This is a genomic window from Caballeronia udeis (assembly GCF_044909315.1).
GTDB classification, from domain to species: Bacteria; Pseudomonadota; Gammaproteobacteria; order Burkholderiales; family Burkholderiaceae; genus Caballeronia; species Caballeronia udeis_A.
Genome location: NZ_JBIYEB010000010.1, coordinates 152,834 through 167,745, shown reverse-complemented (window position 1 = coordinate 167,745; position 14,912 = coordinate 152,834). Strand labels below are relative to the sequence as shown.

At 58.5% G+C, this 14,912-nt stretch carries 14 protein-coding genes; 10 read left to right on the top strand and 4 right to left on the bottom strand.

Annotated features, from left to right (window positions below):
• Position 1 precedes the first annotated feature (1 nt).
• The gene (locus tag ABH944_RS18170) at positions 2 to 436 is read right to left on the bottom strand and encodes a YeeE/YedE family protein (RefSeq protein ID WP_404607970.1); all 435 of its coding nucleotides are present in this window, start codon (positions 434 to 436) and stop codon (positions 2 to 4) included.
• Positions 437 to 631: 195 nt separating this feature from the next.
• Here ABH944_RS18170 and ABH944_RS18165 point away from each other — a divergent pair, with 195 nt between their 5' ends.
• Genes ABH944_RS18165 through ABH944_RS18155 form a run of 3 tightly spaced genes read left to right on the top strand, consistent with a single transcriptional unit; the run spans position 632 to position 2,675 of the window.
• The gene (locus tag ABH944_RS18165) at positions 632 to 1,351 is read left to right on the top strand and encodes an MBL fold metallo-hydrolase (RefSeq protein ID WP_404607969.1); all 720 of its coding nucleotides are present in this window, start codon (positions 632 to 634) and stop codon (positions 1,349 to 1,351) included.
• Positions 1,352 to 1,354: 3 nt separating this feature from the next.
• The gene (locus ABH944_RS18160; RefSeq protein WP_404607967.1) at positions 1,355 to 2,143 is read left to right on the top strand and encodes a sulfite exporter TauE/SafE family protein; all 789 of its coding nucleotides are present in this window, start codon (positions 1,355 to 1,357) and stop codon (positions 2,141 to 2,143) included.
• Between the two features lie 40 nt (positions 2,144 to 2,183).
• Positions 2,184 to 2,675, top strand: a complete 492-nt coding sequence (locus ABH944_RS18155; protein ID WP_404607965.1) for a DsrE family protein — start codon at positions 2,184 to 2,186, stop codon at positions 2,673 to 2,675.
• Positions 2,676 to 2,831: 156 nt separating this feature from the next.
• Here the strand turns inward: ABH944_RS18155 and ABH944_RS18150 are convergent, their stop codons facing one another.
• A complete protein-coding gene (locus tag ABH944_RS18150) occupies positions 2,832 to 3,752 on the bottom strand; it encodes a LysR family transcriptional regulator (RefSeq protein WP_404607963.1) in 921 nt (306 codons plus the stop codon).
• 303 nt (positions 3,753 to 4,055) lie between these two features.
• On the opposite strand from ABH944_RS18150, the gene ABH944_RS18145 reads away from it, so the two are divergent.
• Positions 4,056 to 5,015, top strand: a complete 960-nt coding sequence (locus ABH944_RS18145; protein WP_404607962.1) for an aromatic alcohol reductase — start codon at positions 4,056 to 4,058, stop codon at positions 5,013 to 5,015.
• Positions 5,016 to 5,095: 80 nt separating this feature from the next.
• Here ABH944_RS18145 and ABH944_RS18140 read toward each other — a convergent pair whose 3' ends face one another.
• Positions 5,096 to 5,497 carry a winged helix-turn-helix transcriptional regulator gene (locus tag ABH944_RS18140; protein ID WP_404607960.1) on the bottom strand — a complete coding sequence of 134 codons (402 nt, stop codon included), beginning with the start codon at positions 5,495 to 5,497 and terminating at the stop codon, positions 5,096 to 5,098.
• An 88-nt stretch (positions 5,498 to 5,585) separates the two neighbouring features.
• Between ABH944_RS18140 and ABH944_RS18135 the strand changes: the two genes are divergently transcribed.
• The 6 genes from ABH944_RS18135 to ABH944_RS18110 all read left to right on the top strand — a co-directional run bounded on the left by ABH944_RS18135 (position 5,586) and on the right by ABH944_RS18110 (position 14,273).
• The gene (locus ABH944_RS18135) at positions 5,586 to 6,440 is read left to right on the top strand and encodes an SDR family oxidoreductase (protein ID WP_404607958.1); all 855 of its coding nucleotides are present in this window, start codon (positions 5,586 to 5,588) and stop codon (positions 6,438 to 6,440) included.
• Between the two features lie 371 nt (positions 6,441 to 6,811).
• Positions 6,812 to 8,734, top strand: coding sequence for a phage integrase family protein (locus tag ABH944_RS18130; RefSeq protein WP_404607956.1), 1,923 nt, complete (start codon positions 6,812 to 6,814; stop codon positions 8,732 to 8,734).
• Positions 8,735 to 8,982: 248 nt separating this feature from the next.
• Positions 8,983 to 10,179 carry a ParA family protein gene (locus ABH944_RS18125; RefSeq protein WP_062089437.1) on the top strand — a complete coding sequence of 399 codons (1,197 nt, stop codon included), beginning with the start codon at positions 8,983 to 8,985 and terminating at the stop codon, positions 10,177 to 10,179.
• A 2-nt stretch (positions 10,180 to 10,181) separates the two neighbouring features.
• Positions 10,182 to 11,144 carry a ParB/RepB/Spo0J family partition protein gene (locus ABH944_RS18120; protein WP_404607955.1) on the top strand — a complete coding sequence of 321 codons (963 nt, stop codon included), beginning with the start codon at positions 10,182 to 10,184 and terminating at the stop codon, positions 11,142 to 11,144.
• Between the two features lie 349 nt (positions 11,145 to 11,493).
• Positions 11,494 to 12,816, top strand: coding sequence for a replication protein O (locus tag ABH944_RS18115; RefSeq protein WP_404607953.1), 1,323 nt, complete (start codon positions 11,494 to 11,496; stop codon positions 12,814 to 12,816).
• 776 nt (positions 12,817 to 13,592) lie between these two features.
• Positions 13,593 to 14,273 carry a GntR family transcriptional regulator gene (locus ABH944_RS18110; protein WP_404607951.1) on the top strand — a complete coding sequence of 227 codons (681 nt, stop codon included), beginning with the start codon at positions 13,593 to 13,595 and terminating at the stop codon, positions 14,271 to 14,273.
• 237 nt (positions 14,274 to 14,510) lie between these two features.
• On the opposite strand, the gene ABH944_RS18105 is transcribed toward ABH944_RS18110, so the two are convergent.
• Positions 14,511 to 14,831 carry a DUF4148 domain-containing protein gene (locus ABH944_RS18105; RefSeq protein ID WP_404607949.1) on the bottom strand — a complete coding sequence of 107 codons (321 nt, stop codon included), beginning with the start codon at positions 14,829 to 14,831 and terminating at the stop codon, positions 14,511 to 14,513.
• Positions 14,832 to 14,912 lie beyond the last annotated feature (81 nt).

Sequence of the window (14,912 nt, the reverse complement as noted above, 5' to 3'; positions counted from 1 at the left end):
GCTAGCCGCCCCACAGATGTCTGATAGCGAAGACCGTCACGAAACCCGCCACCATGAATGTCAACGTCGCGGCAACCGAACGGACCGACCCTCGCGATATTCCGCACACGCCATGACCACTCGTACAGCCGCTTGCCGCGCGTGTGCCAAAGCCGACGAGCAAGCCGCCAAGGATAAGAAGCGGCACGCTGGCCTGGATAACGATCGGGGGTAGCGGTCTCGTCAAAACATAAAGCACCGGTGCGGCAAGCAGCCCTGCAACGAAGGAAATTCTCCAGCCATCGCGCCATCCGCCGGCAGTCAGAAGGCCGCCAAGAACCCCGCTTATCCCGGCAATTCGTCCGTTGAGCAGTATGAAAAGCGCCGCGGACAAACCGATCATCGCACCTCCCAGCAGGGACTTGATCGGCGTGAAATTCACCCAGTCAACCATCATCGTTCGTCATCCCTTCTTCGTTTTCCGTTGCAGGTTTCACCAACGCCAGTTCGCGTCATCCTCCGTCCTGATAACCGCATTGCCAGCTCATGACGCGTTTCACCCGTTGACTTTCCGCCCGCTCAATCTATATTCTTTACACATATAAGCTTATATTTAAAAGTAATATAGCGATTTTTTCAAGGTTATAAAGCAATGCTTTTCCGGCAATTCTTCGACACTCAATCGAGCACATACACCTATGTGCTGGCCTCTCGAACAGGCGGGGAAGCAGTGATCATCGACCCCGTCAAAGAACAGCTTGAGCAATATCTCAAGGTGATCGAGCAGTTGGGCCTGCAACTGGTTCACGCCATTGACACCCACACCCACGCCGATCACATCACAGCGCTTGGTGGCCTGCGAGACGCCACGCACTGCACAACGATTATGGGCGAATTGTCGAAGGCGCATTGCGTGTCGCAGCATGTCCGTGAAGACGAAATCTTGCATGTCGACGGGATCGCGCTACGCGCGCTTTATACGCCTGGACACACCGACGAGTCCTTTAGCTTCGTGCTGAACCCTTCAGCACCGCAAGCGGTTTTCACCGGCGATGTCCTGCTCATTCGCAGCAGCGGACGCACGGACTTTCAGGGTGGAGACCCGCATCGGTCATGGGATTCCATCGTCAACAAGCTGTTCAGGCTGCCCGACGCAACCACGCTCTATCCCGCTCACGATTACAACGGATGGACAGCGTCGAGCATTGGCGAAGAGAAGCACTTCAATCCGAGGCTGGCGGGGAAAACCGAAAACGAATACGTGGAGATCATGAAGAAGCTGAATCTTCCGAACCCCAAGATGATGGATGTCGCCATACCGGCGAACCTGGACTGCGGTCAGCTATCCACCCCTGCCAGACAGCAGGGCTGATCCATGATCGTTGCTTCCACTCCTTTGACACAAGGTATTGCCGCGGCGCTATGCGGTGGTTTCGTGAGCTTCTCGCTGGGTCTCGTCGGCGGAGGCGGCTCGATCCTCGCCGTGCCGCTCATCCTGTACGTGGTCGGGGTTCACAATCCGCACATCGCGATCGGGACCGCGGCGTTGGCGGTCGCGGCCAGCGCCTACATCAACATGATCCCGCACGCGCGAGCCGGGCATGTCCGGTGGGGACCGGCCTTTGCGTTCGCGGCGAGCGGCGTGCTTGGCGCAACGCTGGGCTCGTCCGTCGGCAAGCTGATCGATGGCCAGAAGCTGTTGACCTATTTTGCATTTCTAATGTGCTTTGTCGCTTTCCTCATGCTCCGGCCGCGCCCATTGGCACCGGCCACTGCCGGTGCTTACCCCACGCCTTATTCGCGTTTATGCGGAACGGGATTGGGCGCAGGAAGCTTGTCGGGATTTTTTGGAATCGGCGGGGGCTTTCTCGTGGTCCCGGGCCTGATGTTCGCGGGTCGAATGCAGATCGTCGATGCAATCGGCACGTCGTTGTTTGCAGTAGGTTCGTTCGGATTGACGACCGCGATCAACTATTCGCTGTCGGGCCAGGTCGACTGGATAGTGGCGGCGGAATTCGTTGGCGGCGGCGTGGTTGGCGGCCTGGTGGGCACCCAGGCGGCAAGCCGCCTTGCACGCAAACGCGGCGCGCTGAACCGCGTTTTCTCCGCGATGATCATCTCGGTCGCGGCCTATATGCTTTATCACTCATGGCAGGCGCGATGACTCTCGATCAGTTCAACACCTCAGCCGGTGCAGGCAAGTCATGACGCAAGATCATTCCGCGGCGGCAAGTCCCGTCATAGAGCAATTCGGTACAGCGCATTGGATCAAGGGCGCGGTCCATGTTCCGGACGCGCACGCGACATACAAGATTGTTTTCTCGCTCAGCGCGCCGGCCAAAAAGCCTGAGGCCCCCAATACGGAACTCGAGCGCGTGGCGCGAGCCGTGAACTTGTACGACCTGTCCGGCGTGACCCCCGATCGACTTCGATGTCTCGTCGTTATCCACGGCGAGGCAACATCGAGTGTGTTGAACGACGCGCAACACCAGACCCACGACGGACGGCCCAACCCCAACGCAAGCCTCATTGCTGCGCTGCAAGTCGCGGGCGTTGAGGTATCGGTTTGCACGCAAGCGCTGATTGCCAATGGCTTTTCCCAGGACGGACTTCTTCACGGCGTGACGCGCTCGCTCTCCGCGCTCACGACCATTACTGTCTTGCAACACGATGGATACAGCTTGATGCCGCTATAGTCGGCCCGGCTTGATCCGGCATACGCCATGGCGAAAGCAGCAGGCGCTGTTTTCAGACCATCCCTACGATGCGGGCGAAGTACCACGGCCCACCCAATTCGATGTACGGGGAGAAGGTCAACGGCCGGGTACTGGGAGCGCCTTGAGGATCGGTTGTCATCTTGATCCCGCATCCGGATTGAGGCCGCTTTGCGGAAAAATCCGGATGACCCAATCGACAAAAGCCTTGATAGCCGCGCCCGCATTTCTACCGTTCGGATAGACGATAGAAATGGGTACGGGCGAACTTCTTGCGCTTGCCAGCACCTCTTTGAGACGCCCTGTTTCAAGGTACGGTGACGCGACGAACTCCGACAACTGGATCAGTCCCAATCCTTCCAGGCCGCATTGCAAATACGCTTCGGTTTCGTTGACGGCGAAGCGGCCCGGCATTGTCACGGTGACGTTTTCACCGTCGACATTAAAGCGCCAGTCAAGCGGCCGGCCGGTAGCGCTCGATATGTAGTTGACCGCACGATGGGCACTGAGCGATTCGACAGTATCAGGCTCTCCGTACTCCTTGAGATAGCGTGGTGCCGCGCAGGTAAGCCAGTTCAGATGACCCAGCCTGCGTGCGGTCAAGGTCGAATCCATCAGTTCGCCGGTGCGGATGACGCAGTCGATCCCATCGTAAATCAGGTCGACGGGCCGGTCGCTCAAGACCAGCACCAGTTCAATGCCAGGAAAAAGCTGCTCGAATTCGCGCAGTCTCGGCAACACGATCGCCCGGCCCAGGACACCCGGCATACCCGCTCGTATTCGCCCCTGCGGAGTGGCGGCATCCGCTAGCAGCCCGCTCTCTGCCCGATCGATGTCCGACAGGATTTCCCGGCATGAGGCGTAGTAGCGCTCGCCCGCATCGGTTAGGCTGAGCGTGCGTGTACTTCGCCGAAGCAGGGGTGTACCCAGATGCCGCTCGAGATTCTTGATCAGCGTCGTCACGGACGACCGGGGCATCGACAACGTCTGTGCCGCCTTGCTGAAGCTTTGCGTTTCGACGACGCGCGCAAAGGTTGTCATCGCTTGAAGTTTGTCCATGAACGGGGTTCGTGTCCGGTTTGTATTTTGTCGTCGGCAGGCAGCTCGGAAGCGTCGTTGATCCTGCATTGATCTCCCGCCCGCCAGATGAATCGTTCGATGCCCACGCGTTCTCATTTCCGTCACGGCGAACAATGCCGCTCATACCCGCCACTACACTTTCGATTGTCCGGCTGACCTCGCTTTTAACTTCTAACGCGCTGCGCAGTATTGAGCCGGTGATGACGGGTCGCGCAATCACACACTTGCGACACGCTTCCGATAACTTTTCTCAAGCTTGAAAGGGCTTACAAGGGCACTGATATGTCGCATGCTAATTCTATTCTCGTCCTGGGCGCCGGCGAACTCGGCATGGCCATGCTGCGCAGTCTTGCGCGCCGCGCCGGTGAGACGCCGGGCGTTTCCATCGCAGCTCTGCTGCGGCCGTCTACGATCGATTCGCAATATCCTGCCAGGCAAAAGGACATTGCCGAATTGCGCTCGCTTGGCATCGGCCTGCTTCCGGGCGATCTGGCGGGGCAATCGGAAGAATCGCTCGCCGCTGTTTTTGAACGCTTCCACACGGTTATCTCCTGCACCGGATTCGTGGGCGGCAGCGGCGTACAGCGCAAGCTCGCCCGTGCGGTGCTGAAAGCGGGAGTGAAGCGGTATTTCCCCTGGCAATTCGGCGTTGACTACGATGTCATCGGCCGGGGTAGTCCGCAGGATCTGTTTGACGAGCAGCTCGACGTGCGCGACCTGCTGCGCTCGCAAGATCAGACAGAGTGGGTAATCGTATCAGCAGGCATGTTCACCAGCTTTCTCTTCGAGCCGTCGTTCGGCGTGGTGGATCTTGGGCAAAAGACGGTGAACGCATTGGGAAGCTGGGACAACGGCGTGACCGTGACAACGGCGGACGATATCGGTGCGCTGACTACGGAGATCGTGTTCGCGCGGCCGCGTATCGTCGATCAGATCGTGTACATCGCGGGCGACACCATTACTTACCGTCAACTCGCCGATACAGTTGATGAACTACTAAGCCTGAACGTCCGTCGCAGCGAGTGGAGCGTGCCGGAACTGAAGCGCGTACTGGCCAAGGATCCCGACAATTCGATCAAGAAATATCGCGCGGTATTCGCCGAAGGAAGAGGCGTGGCGTGGGACAAGTCGCAGACGTTCAATGCCCAACGCGGCATTAAGGCTTGCGGGCTGGAAGACTGGATGCGCGCCAATCTTTTGGCAAATGAACCCGTTGCGCTTGCAGACGTTGGCCATCGGTAACTGAGTCGGCCGTAAGAGGACGGGCGGGTTCGGGCAGTTTTGCCAGCACCGTCAGCGGTGCGTCGTTCGAGCCCGGTTGTCTACGCGTCCACCGTCCGCGCACTCAGGATCCGCGACAGGTTCATCTCGATCCAGTCCGCCAGCGACGTCACCTGGCGCGCAACCTCTTCTCCCAGCGGTGTCAGCCGATAGTCCACATGCGGCGGCACCTCGTCATACACAGTGCGTGTCACGAAACCATCGGCCGCGAGCCATTGCAGCGTCTGCGCGAGCATCTTTTCGCTCACACCGTCCACCTTCCGGCGCAGATCGCTGAAACGGCAGGTCTGATCCAGCAGCACCATCAAAACGAGAACACCCCACCGGCTGGTCACGTGCTTGAGCACTTCCCGCGACGGGCAGTCCGCCGACAGCAATTCGCCGCGACGCAGCAGATCCGACAACGGCACGCCGTCGCGGGGCAAATCAACCTTTGAGTCCATCGATACTTACCTCGGCGTACGTACTTACGAAAAGTTAGTTTATCCGATACGGTACGGCTTCAGTCGCATTTACCCCAGGAGTTTCATCATGATCGTCGTCACCGGAGCCACCGGCCAACTTGGCCGGCTTGTTATCAAAGCGTTGTTGAAGACTCAATCGGCAAGCGAGATTGTTGCCGCGGTACGCAGTCCCGAGAAGGCAGCCGACCTCGCCGCACTGGGCGTGCAAGTCCGGCGCGCGGACTACAACGAACCCGCCACGCTCGAGACCGCATTCAAGGGCGCGGACAAGTTGCTGCTGATTTCATCGAGTGAAATGGGCCGGCGTGGGGTTCAGCATCGTGCAGCAATCGACGCGGCGAACCGTAATGGCGTTCAACTGATCGGCTACACGAGCGTGCTGCGCGCCGATACGTCGCCGCTCGGACTAGCCGATGAACATCGCGAAACGGAAGAGGCACTACGTGTGTCGGGCGTGCCGTTCGTTTTGCTACGTAACGGCTGGTACACCGAGAACTACCTCCGCAGCCTGGCCCCTGCGCTTGAACACGGCGTTATCCGCGGCAGCGCGGGCGACGGCAGGATTTCATCGGCAGCGCGGGTGGACTATGCGGAAGCAGCGGCACGGGTCATGACAGGCAGCACTCAAGCGGGCCGCATTTATGAACTGGCGGGCGATACCGCTTACACCCTCGCCGATCTCGCCGCCGAAGTGACGCGGCAGTCGGGCAAGGAGGTCAAGTACCAAAATCTCTCCGAGGCGGACTACAAGGCCGCGCTGATCGGCGTCGGGCTACCGGAATACATGGCTGCGCTCATATCGGACTCGGATACGGCTACATCGAAAGGCGCACTCTTCGACGACGGTCACCAGTTGAGCCAACTCCTCGCCCGGCCGACCACGCCATTGGCTACCGTGGTTGCCGAAGCACTCGCTGCGTAAAACGCGGGTGTTCTTCTTATAGCGATGAGGCGTGCCGGTCCGCGACGGGATCCGGTACGTCTGGGTAGCTCGGCTCGGCATTTCAGGCAGGGTCAACGCGGATGTTTTCTTCGACAAGGGTTCAAGGAGCATTGCCCTCGCCCGTCAAACCGAACACCCCTCATCAGTCAGCATCATCACTCGATGCGGCTTCATCCAGCGTGCGAACGTCGGCGCTTCGATTTTCATCTCCTCACTGTTCGCGTCGCCGTTGGCATCGGCATGTGTTCGGCGTGTTCGTATACTTATCAGATGTAGCTTTTTTTGTTGTCAAACCGCCTGCACGCTGGTAGCCTTCCTCCAAGCTATTGAAACCAAAGCATAAATAACTCATGCCGGCTGCTTCACCAACGTCATCCGTTCGTAACCCCGAGAACCGCGCGTCCATCAAGCGGCTCACTCGTGAACATTTCGCGCTATATCGCGGATACCTGGATGGCGTCTCAGTCGAGCAATTGCACGCGACCTACGGCGACGCCACCACCGACGTCCGCGCTACCCGGCGTCTGATCGGGCTGTTGCGCGACACCCTCTCGGGGGCTGCACGCCGCACGCGTGATGTTGAAGCCACGCATCTTTTACGCCTGAGACCGGGGAGCATTCCTGAAGCACAGCGGCTGGCAGCCAGCGAGATGCCTACGCTGGAGGCGTATCGCGAATCAGTCGATCCAGACGGTTTCCATAGCGAAGCCGAACTTCTGGAGCTTTATAGGGCGGAGTTTCCCCAGGAAAACACCCCGAGCGTTGACCGGCGTACAACCAGAAATGCGCGCCTGCGCCGGCGTCAGGTCGACGCCCTCGCGCGCATGGAAGCCAGTCTGGTCCAGGCGCCGCGGCCGGATCACCCCGTTGCAAGCTGGCTCGAACCCTCAATTGCTCACCGTCTTCAGAACACTGGCATCCATACGCTCGGCGACCTGCTGGGTTTCATCGAGCGGCGCGGCCATCGCTGGTACGCGAACGTGGCGCGCGTCGGCCCGAAGGCGGCGCGCCGGATAGTTGAATGGCTTGCCCTGCACGCCGATTCACTGCTTCATATGCTGTCAAAACGCGCGCTCACCCCGCGCCGGCGCTTATCCAGCAACGATCCCGCGCTCGTGCGGCCACGCCAAAGCGGCATTGTCCCTATCGAATCACTCGATGTGCCCACGGAAATAGACGGATCGGCCGGTACCAACCGGCTCCGAAACCCTGGTTTGCCGTGCCCGATGAGCACGGATTTGCAGGCAATCGATGCGTGGCTTGCCACACGGCAACATAGTCCGCATACCGCCCGGGCCTATCGGCGGGAAGCCGAGCGGCTGCTTTTATGGGCCGTCAATGAAAGGAAAAAGGCGCTGTCTTCGCTGGATAGCGCGGACTGTACAGAGTACATCGGGACGTTTCTTGCCGATCCCCAGCCCGCGGCCCGATGGGTCGGGCGCGCGAAAATCGAGCGAAATCACCCGGATTGGCGCCCGTTTGTCGGCGCCCTCTCGAACCGCAGCAGGGAAACCGCGCAGGCGATTCTTCACGCAATGGGCCAGTGGCTGGTCGCGCAGAACTATTGGGGGCACAACCCGTTTTCGAATGCCCCGGCAGTGGCAATCGGCCCGCGCATCGATGTTTCGGGGCGCTCGCTGAACCACGGGCAATGGCAAAACGTGGTCCAGGCGGCCTGTCGCGTCCAGTATTCCCAAAGGGAGTTGCGCGACTATCTGGCGCTGAACCTGGCCTATTCGACCGGGCTGCGGCGTGCGGAATTAGCGCGTGCAACAACCGGCTGGCTTACCCAGTCGGCGCTTGGGAGCGGACCGGCTAATGGCTGGCAGCTGGTTATCCCCGGAAAAGGCCGCGCGACGCGGACTATTCCCGTTCCGCAAGCCGTCATGGAACTGGTTGAGGAGAGCCTGCGCGCCCGCGGTTTGCCCGGGGATCCTGGCGTTTGTCCCGCTGACACCCCACTTCTTACGCATTTTCGTACCGGCAATTCATTGACGCCCGACGGTATGGGACAGGTATTTCGCCGGCTTTTTTCGTGGGCGGCACTGCTTTCAACCCCGCAAAATCCGGTCGGCGACCGCGCTCGTTCCAATGCGAGCACCCATTGGGTTCGTCACACCCACTCGCATCACGCACTCGAAAGCGGCGCGGATTGCCGCGAGATCCAGCTTCGCCTCGGTCATGCCAACCTCTCCACCACGCTTCTTTACGTGAAAGCCGGGCATCACGGTCCGGTCGTGAACGGTAAAAGCGGCGTTTTACCGACGCGCTAACAGCAAGAAATTCCACGCCGGCGCTTGAATCTACAGACCTAAAGCCCCGCAAAACCCCCGATTTGCCTCAAGTCTTTTCTCACCTTTTCCCTCGAAGCTCAACAACCACGTGCCTTTGCGGCTACCCCGGGTCGGCAAAGTTTACTTGCGTTTACTCCGTATACCTCTTAGTCTTCGGTTACCGTCGGTTCTACCTTTTAAGGGAGAATCCACGTTTTTGGTAGAACCAGAGCCACCGGGAAGAACGCATGGATATTAACCTTTCGACGCCACCCATCGAGGTGACGCCGGACGACCTCGTCAATTTGGCGGCTCGTTCCGCGAAAATGCTCGAGCGAATTCGCACTCAAATGCTCCAGCCGTTCCCACGGAAGGTTGCCCCGGTGTTCCCGAGCGGCAAACTCCAGGAACTGTGCGGCATCGACAAAGCGCGCTTCTCCTATCTGATCAAGAAAGGGGAGCTGCCTCAAGGCACCCAGGAAAAACCTGGGGCTGCGCGGCAGTTTACGCTCGCCGAAACCATCGAATGGGTCAGGGCTGAACGCAAGCCCAGACAGCGTCCGGCGGGGAAGGACGGAAAAGTCATCGCCATCGGCAACTTCAAGGGCGGCGTGACCAAGACCACGACGTCCATGGTGCTGGCGCAAGGCTTGTCGCTGCGCCACGGCCGGCGGGTCCTGCATATAGATATGGACCCGCAGGGCAGCGCGACCACGCTATACGGGATCAACCCGCACGCGGAAATCAGCGGCGACCAGACTATTTTGCCCTTGATCGAGGCTTACGTCAGCGGCGAGAGCTTCGACATGAAGCATTTGCCAATGCAGACGTATTGGGAAAACCTCGACCTGATCCCGTCGTCCACGGATCTGTTCAACGCCGAATTCATGCTCCCGGCCCGCGTTCACGCGTCGCCGAGCGCAAAGTTCTGGAACGTGCTGAGCGACGGGCTCAAGGATCTCAAGCACGAGTACGACTACATCATCATCGATACCGCACCCACGTTGAGTTACCTGACCATCAACGCGCTGTTCGCGGCAGATGGCGTCATTGTGCCGGTGATGCCGGACACGCTCTCGTTTGCATCGATGGTCCAGTTCTGGTCGCTTTTCTCCGACATGGTCTCCGGCATGAAGCAGTTCGGGGAATCGGCCGATGAAGCCAAGGTATTCGATTTCATCGACATCCTGGTGACGCGCATGCCGAACAAGGCGAACGCATCCATTGTTCGTGACTGGGTCATCACGACCTACGGCGAGCGCGTCTTGCCGGTTGAAATCCCGGAAACCGACCTTGCTCGCACGACCACCAACGATTTTTCGACGGTGTACGACTTCCCGAACTACGACGGCAATGCCGCGACGCTTCGGCGAATCCGCGTGCCCTATGACCAGGTTGTGGATTTGATCGACAGCAAGGTCTGTTACCTCTGGGACAAGGAGTAAGCATGTCTACAGCAGCGAAACAAAAGGCAAAAGCAGCGGGTATTCGACTGGATGACGATGGTCTTGATACGCCCTCTGAACCGGTCGCACCTCGCACCGCACCTGGACAGTTGATCGGCCTTCAAGGGCGGGTGCACAGCCAGCAGGCTGAAATCGACAAACTGAAACGGGCGCTGGAGCAACGCGCGCCCGGCAAGCTCCCGCTGGACAAGCTTCACGAGATCCCGGGACGGCGGCGACGACTCACTCAGTTGGAGTACGCCGAGCTTAAGGCGAACCTGACGGCTTACCCCCTCGCCCAGCCTATTACGGTACGCGAACGGCCGGACGGCGAATACGACATCGTTGCCGGTCATAACCGGGCTTCGATCTATCGGGAACTAGGTCGCACCGAGATCGACGGCATCGTGCTGGACATCGATGCGTCGATGGTCGAGTACGCCGCTTTCTTCTCAAACCTCCTATCACCGACTCTTTCTGACTTCGAGAAATTCTGGGGCTTCAAATCGCTTCAGGATTCAACCGGAATTACGAAGGAAGATTTGGCAAAGGCTGCAGGCATTAGCGACTCGCATGTGGGGCGGATCATGAAATTCGATCTGCTGCCTGACGAGTGCAAGGAATTGCTGGCCACCCGCCCCGAGAAGCTGGGAAGCAATGCAGCGGAGCAAATGGCCAAGGCAGTAGCGGAGGGTCGGGGAGACAAGGTTAAAGCAGCAATCGAGCGGCTTTTGACTGACGACACCTACACCCAGGCGCAAGCAGTCGCGGCAACGAAGCCAGACCGGGCGCATCGTGAGAAACACGAACCCCTGGTCGTCAAACGCGGCGCCAAGAAGGTTTGCCAGATATCGGCACGCAATGGAGTGGTTGGTGTTTCGTTCTCCGGCAAAGCCGCCGACGAAGCCGAACAGTGGGCAGAAAGAATTCACGCATTTATTGAGTCGGAACTCGAAAAGCAGTGATCCCTAGTAGGGAACTGCTTTAAATCAATGACTTAGCGCGCAGCACATCGGCACCCTGAAGTTCTGAACCGAAGTTCAAAATTTCCTCAGGACTTCCCTAGTAGGGAATCGTTAAAAATCATGGACTTAACCAAACGGCCGAGAACGATCATGAACTGATTTCAATGCAAGAAAAACAAAAGCCTTCGGCGGGAACCGAAGGCTTTTGAGTAACCGGGCTTCGCTGTCGCTTGCCCACCGCTGCATTTCTCCGACGGGAATCGGATAAAGGCCCAACACCTCGAAGTGTAGCGGATAGCGATCGGCAGTCAAGCGTTTCTCTTCCATTTTGAAGAAATGGACGTGTGACATGCTTATCGCGCAACTTTCCGTTGCTGGCGAGGGGGACTTGTACCCTCTTCCACCCTCCGACGATTCCGTCGACATCGATCAAACCGCGCTGGACGAGTTTCTGGCCGGTCAATCAAACCTCCCTTGGGTTGTATTCCGGGCCGCACATCGTGCTGCGAACTTCCCGGCACTCCCTGCTCGTGCTCGAGCCGTGTTGGCTGCGCTTGCTCGTACTGTGGACGCCAACCGTCCGTACGCCGCCATATTCGCCCGCCGTGAGCTTCTGACCGGCCGTGCCATGCAGTCAATGCGGACCTTCTATCGGAGCCTGGACGATCTCGAAACGGCTGGGCTGGTCGAACGCGTTCCGCAAAAACGCTTCGGGACCGCGGGCCTGTTTGGCCGCGCCTACCTCCATCTCACCGAAAAATCCGCCATTGTCCTTGGATACGTGTCTCATGCATCCGGAACACAAGCGACCGGTTCGGACGCTTTTGCCCGGCACGCTCCAGCCGCTCAACCTGATGGCTTCGTTTCAACGAGCGTTGAAACACTCCGCCCGCCCGCTCCTTCATTTAACCCACCGTGTGTCACGGTGGCAGACGGAGCTATATATAAGGATCTGTTCCCTAAGAATCAAAAGAGACAACCAGGAGAGCTCCCCGCGGATCTCCAGCGCCTGCTGAGCTTGGGTTTTCGTCAATTTTTGATTTTTAAACTCATGCGAGAAGCGAAGGCACAGGCAAAGTTGCTGTCCGATGTAGTCGAAGCGACATGGGAACATCTCCGAAACGCGAAGCGCCCGATAAGCTATCTTCGCGCCCTGCTCCGTTCCCCGGTCGATTTTGGACATCAGATCCGCGCTAAACGACTCGCTGCGGAACAACTGGCCGAAGAGAACCAACGCGCTGCGAGCGTCGATGCCACCGTGCTTCAATGCGCTGCCCAGATGTTCGTCGACACTGCCAACACACGACTCATCACGGTCTCCAGCACAGCGGATTCGATCAGCGTCCACAACTATCGTGAAGCAAGACCACGTGTCGCGACTGGGCAATGGGCAACCGCGTTCGTCGCCGCGCTAAACGCGAAGGAAATCGGTCCGGCAACGCCCGATCAGGTCACGGCATTCCGTTTGAAATGCGACGAAAACCACGCGAATCAGACAAAGGCCATATCGACTGCTGAGCACGCAATGCCGCGGACAAGAACGTCTACGATCAACGACCGCCTCAATGAGATGAAGAAGATGCTCCGGGCTACGTGTGCCGGCGTCTCGTCAGATACTCGCGACGTGCGGACAGTTGAGACTGTGGAGCCCAATTTGACGACTGGTCAATGATGGTGAGCTTCCGTGCGGTTTCACAGATGTCATCAGAAGCGGTGTTCTCCGATGCTTCTGAATGACAAATCGCAATTGATCCGCACGATCAATCTGTCGCGAACCGTGGGATGTGAACCGGCATAAATGCGTGAGCGAAACATGCTCTCCGCTGGTTCGTCACCCGCAGATTTAGCAGACTGGGGGATTCGTTGACAGGAGTGAAATCGGAATTCGAGAAGGGCATGCATAGCACGGCAACGTGCGGGAGTCAGCCTTCCACTGCAAATTTCAGTTCACATCTCCAGGGTGCAGATGCCTTCTAATCGGATCGCAGAAGACACCTGAAATGTACCCAGTCGCAACTAACGGTCAAACCGCTTACCGTCTGTATTTCATGATGCACTGCGCCGTGCGGCCACTCCCAGAGGACCTCGTCTCCAGATCGAAACCACTGCGCCAGGCCAAAACCAGATTACGAACTGGGCCAGGTGCCCCAGGGAATATCAATAGCGAGGCTTACGCCGGTTCAAAAAGCGAGTCGAAGTCTTGCACCCTGAATTCGGGTCATCGGATCGAAGCTTCGTTCAAAGAGGCACTGACGACGACCCAGTCTGGCGACGGAAAAGACATCATCAAATATCGATCAAGCTACCCGACAATCATTCAATCCGACAAATTCATCAGAAAGACAAGATACTTCCCAGAACGGCCCAAAGCCAAGCTCACGGGCATTCTTTTTAACCCGCCGCATCAAGTATCATGCGGGGTGATCTTTGTCAGACGGGAATACAATAATGACAGCCGAAATGGGTTTGGTGCGGCCGGAAACGCTGCGCCATCAGGTGGAGAATGTGCTTCGACAGGCGATCACGACAGGACGCTTCGCGCCTGGCGCGCGGCTTATCGAACGTGAGTTGTGCGAGACGCTGGGTGTCAGCCGAACCTCGGTCCGCGAAGCCTTGCGCCGCCTGGAAGCTGAGAAGCTGGTACGCAGCGTGCCGCACAAGGGACCTGTGGTCGCCATCATGTCGAAGCAGGAAGCGGCCGAGCTGTATGCAATTCGCGGTTTGCTGGAAGGTTTCGCGGCCAGTGAATTCGCCCGCCTTGCGGACGATCAGGCCATCGTGCAGTTCGGAGAAAAAGCGAAGGCACTGCGCGCGCAGGCGTTGGCCAATGATCAAGCGGGCGTGCTCAAGGCCAAAACTGAACTCTACGATGTCCTGCTCGATAACTGCGGCAATGCATTGGTCAAAGAGATCCTGAATAGCCTGTATTCGCGGGTCAACCTGCTGCGCGCGACTTCGCTAATGCATCCAGACCGGTTGCCGACCAGCCTTCGTGAAATCGACAAACTGTTCAAGGCATTGAAAGCGCGGGATGCGGAGGGAGCCGGTGCGGCCGCGCGGTTGCATGTGGCCAACGCCGAGCAGGCGGCTATGCGAATGCTGGATGAAACATCGGAAGAGCAAGAGTAATTCGCGGGGGTAGGACGGGAGCGAAGACCGGCGAGCTCACTTTGCCGGGTAAGCGTCGCACTCAGCAGACAATGAAAGAGGCCGTTTCCAACGTCAGTTGAAAACGGCCTCTTTCGTTCCGTACGGCGCCTTTGCCTCCTTGATCCGTCGAGTTGTAGGAACGCTCGCGATCAGGTATTACCAGCGCCCACATTCCTCCACGTCAGTCAGCGGCTTACCCCAACCCAACCCGGCTCATCAATGGCCGAAATAAATTGAATGTGTTCCGTCCGCCGCAGTCATCGGTGAGCGCATGCCTGAAGCAGATGCGCCGGTCATCGATGGCCCGTATGACGTCGCGGCCACGCCGCGCTCGGACTCCACACGCTGTTCGGCGGCCTGGGCCTGGTCGGGATAAGTCGTACTCTCGGCTGCGGGGTTGTAGCCCGACTGCTCCATTTGCTGCAAATCCGTCTTGACGGCCGAACGGGTCACTTGCGTGTTGTCCTGAGCAAATGCGAGCGCCGGTGCAGCGAGGGCCGAAGCGACGACTACCGCAGGAATAAGAGTCTTGAGCATGATCAAATCTCCCATGAAGTTTGCCAAGTAGATACATGCAAACCTCACGCCAGATAAGCGGGGCTTAACTGCCGCCAATTC

Bases quoted from the DNA above. Each gene is read 5' to 3' on its own strand.
- ABH944_RS18170 (WP_404607970.1), bottom strand. From the start codon at position 436: ATGATGGTTGACTGGGTGAATTTCACGCCGATCAAGTCCCTGCTGGGA.
- ABH944_RS18165 (WP_404607969.1), top strand. From the start codon at position 632: ATGCTTTTCCGGCAATTCTTCGACACTCAATCGAGCACATACACCTAT.
- ABH944_RS18160 (WP_404607967.1), top strand. From the start codon at position 1,355: ATGATCGTTGCTTCCACTCCTTTGACACAAGGTATTGCCGCGGCGCTA.
- ABH944_RS18155 (WP_404607965.1), top strand. From the start codon at position 2,184: ATGACGCAAGATCATTCCGCGGCGGCAAGTCCCGTCATAGAGCAATTC.
- ABH944_RS18150 (WP_404607963.1), bottom strand. From the start codon at position 3,752: ATGGACAAACTTCAAGCGATGACAACCTTTGCGCGCGTCGTCGAAACG.
- ABH944_RS18145 (WP_404607962.1), top strand. From the start codon at position 4,056: ATGTCGCATGCTAATTCTATTCTCGTCCTGGGCGCCGGCGAACTCGGC.
- ABH944_RS18140 (WP_404607960.1), bottom strand. From the start codon at position 5,497: ATGGACTCAAAGGTTGATTTGCCCCGCGACGGCGTGCCGTTGTCGGAT.
- ABH944_RS18135 (WP_404607958.1), top strand. From the start codon at position 5,586: ATGATCGTCGTCACCGGAGCCACCGGCCAACTTGGCCGGCTTGTTATC.
- ABH944_RS18130 (WP_404607956.1), top strand. From the start codon at position 6,812: ATGCCGGCTGCTTCACCAACGTCATCCGTTCGTAACCCCGAGAACCGC.
- ABH944_RS18125 (WP_062089437.1), top strand. From the start codon at position 8,983: ATGGATATTAACCTTTCGACGCCACCCATCGAGGTGACGCCGGACGAC.
- ABH944_RS18120 (WP_404607955.1), top strand. From the start codon at position 10,182: ATGTCTACAGCAGCGAAACAAAAGGCAAAAGCAGCGGGTATTCGACTG.
- ABH944_RS18115 (WP_404607953.1), top strand. From the start codon at position 11,494: ATGCTTATCGCGCAACTTTCCGTTGCTGGCGAGGGGGACTTGTACCCT.
- ABH944_RS18110 (WP_404607951.1), top strand. From the start codon at position 13,593: ATGACAGCCGAAATGGGTTTGGTGCGGCCGGAAACGCTGCGCCATCAG.
- ABH944_RS18105 (WP_404607949.1), bottom strand. From the start codon at position 14,831: ATGCTCAAGACTCTTATTCCTGCGGTAGTCGTCGCTTCGGCCCTCGCT.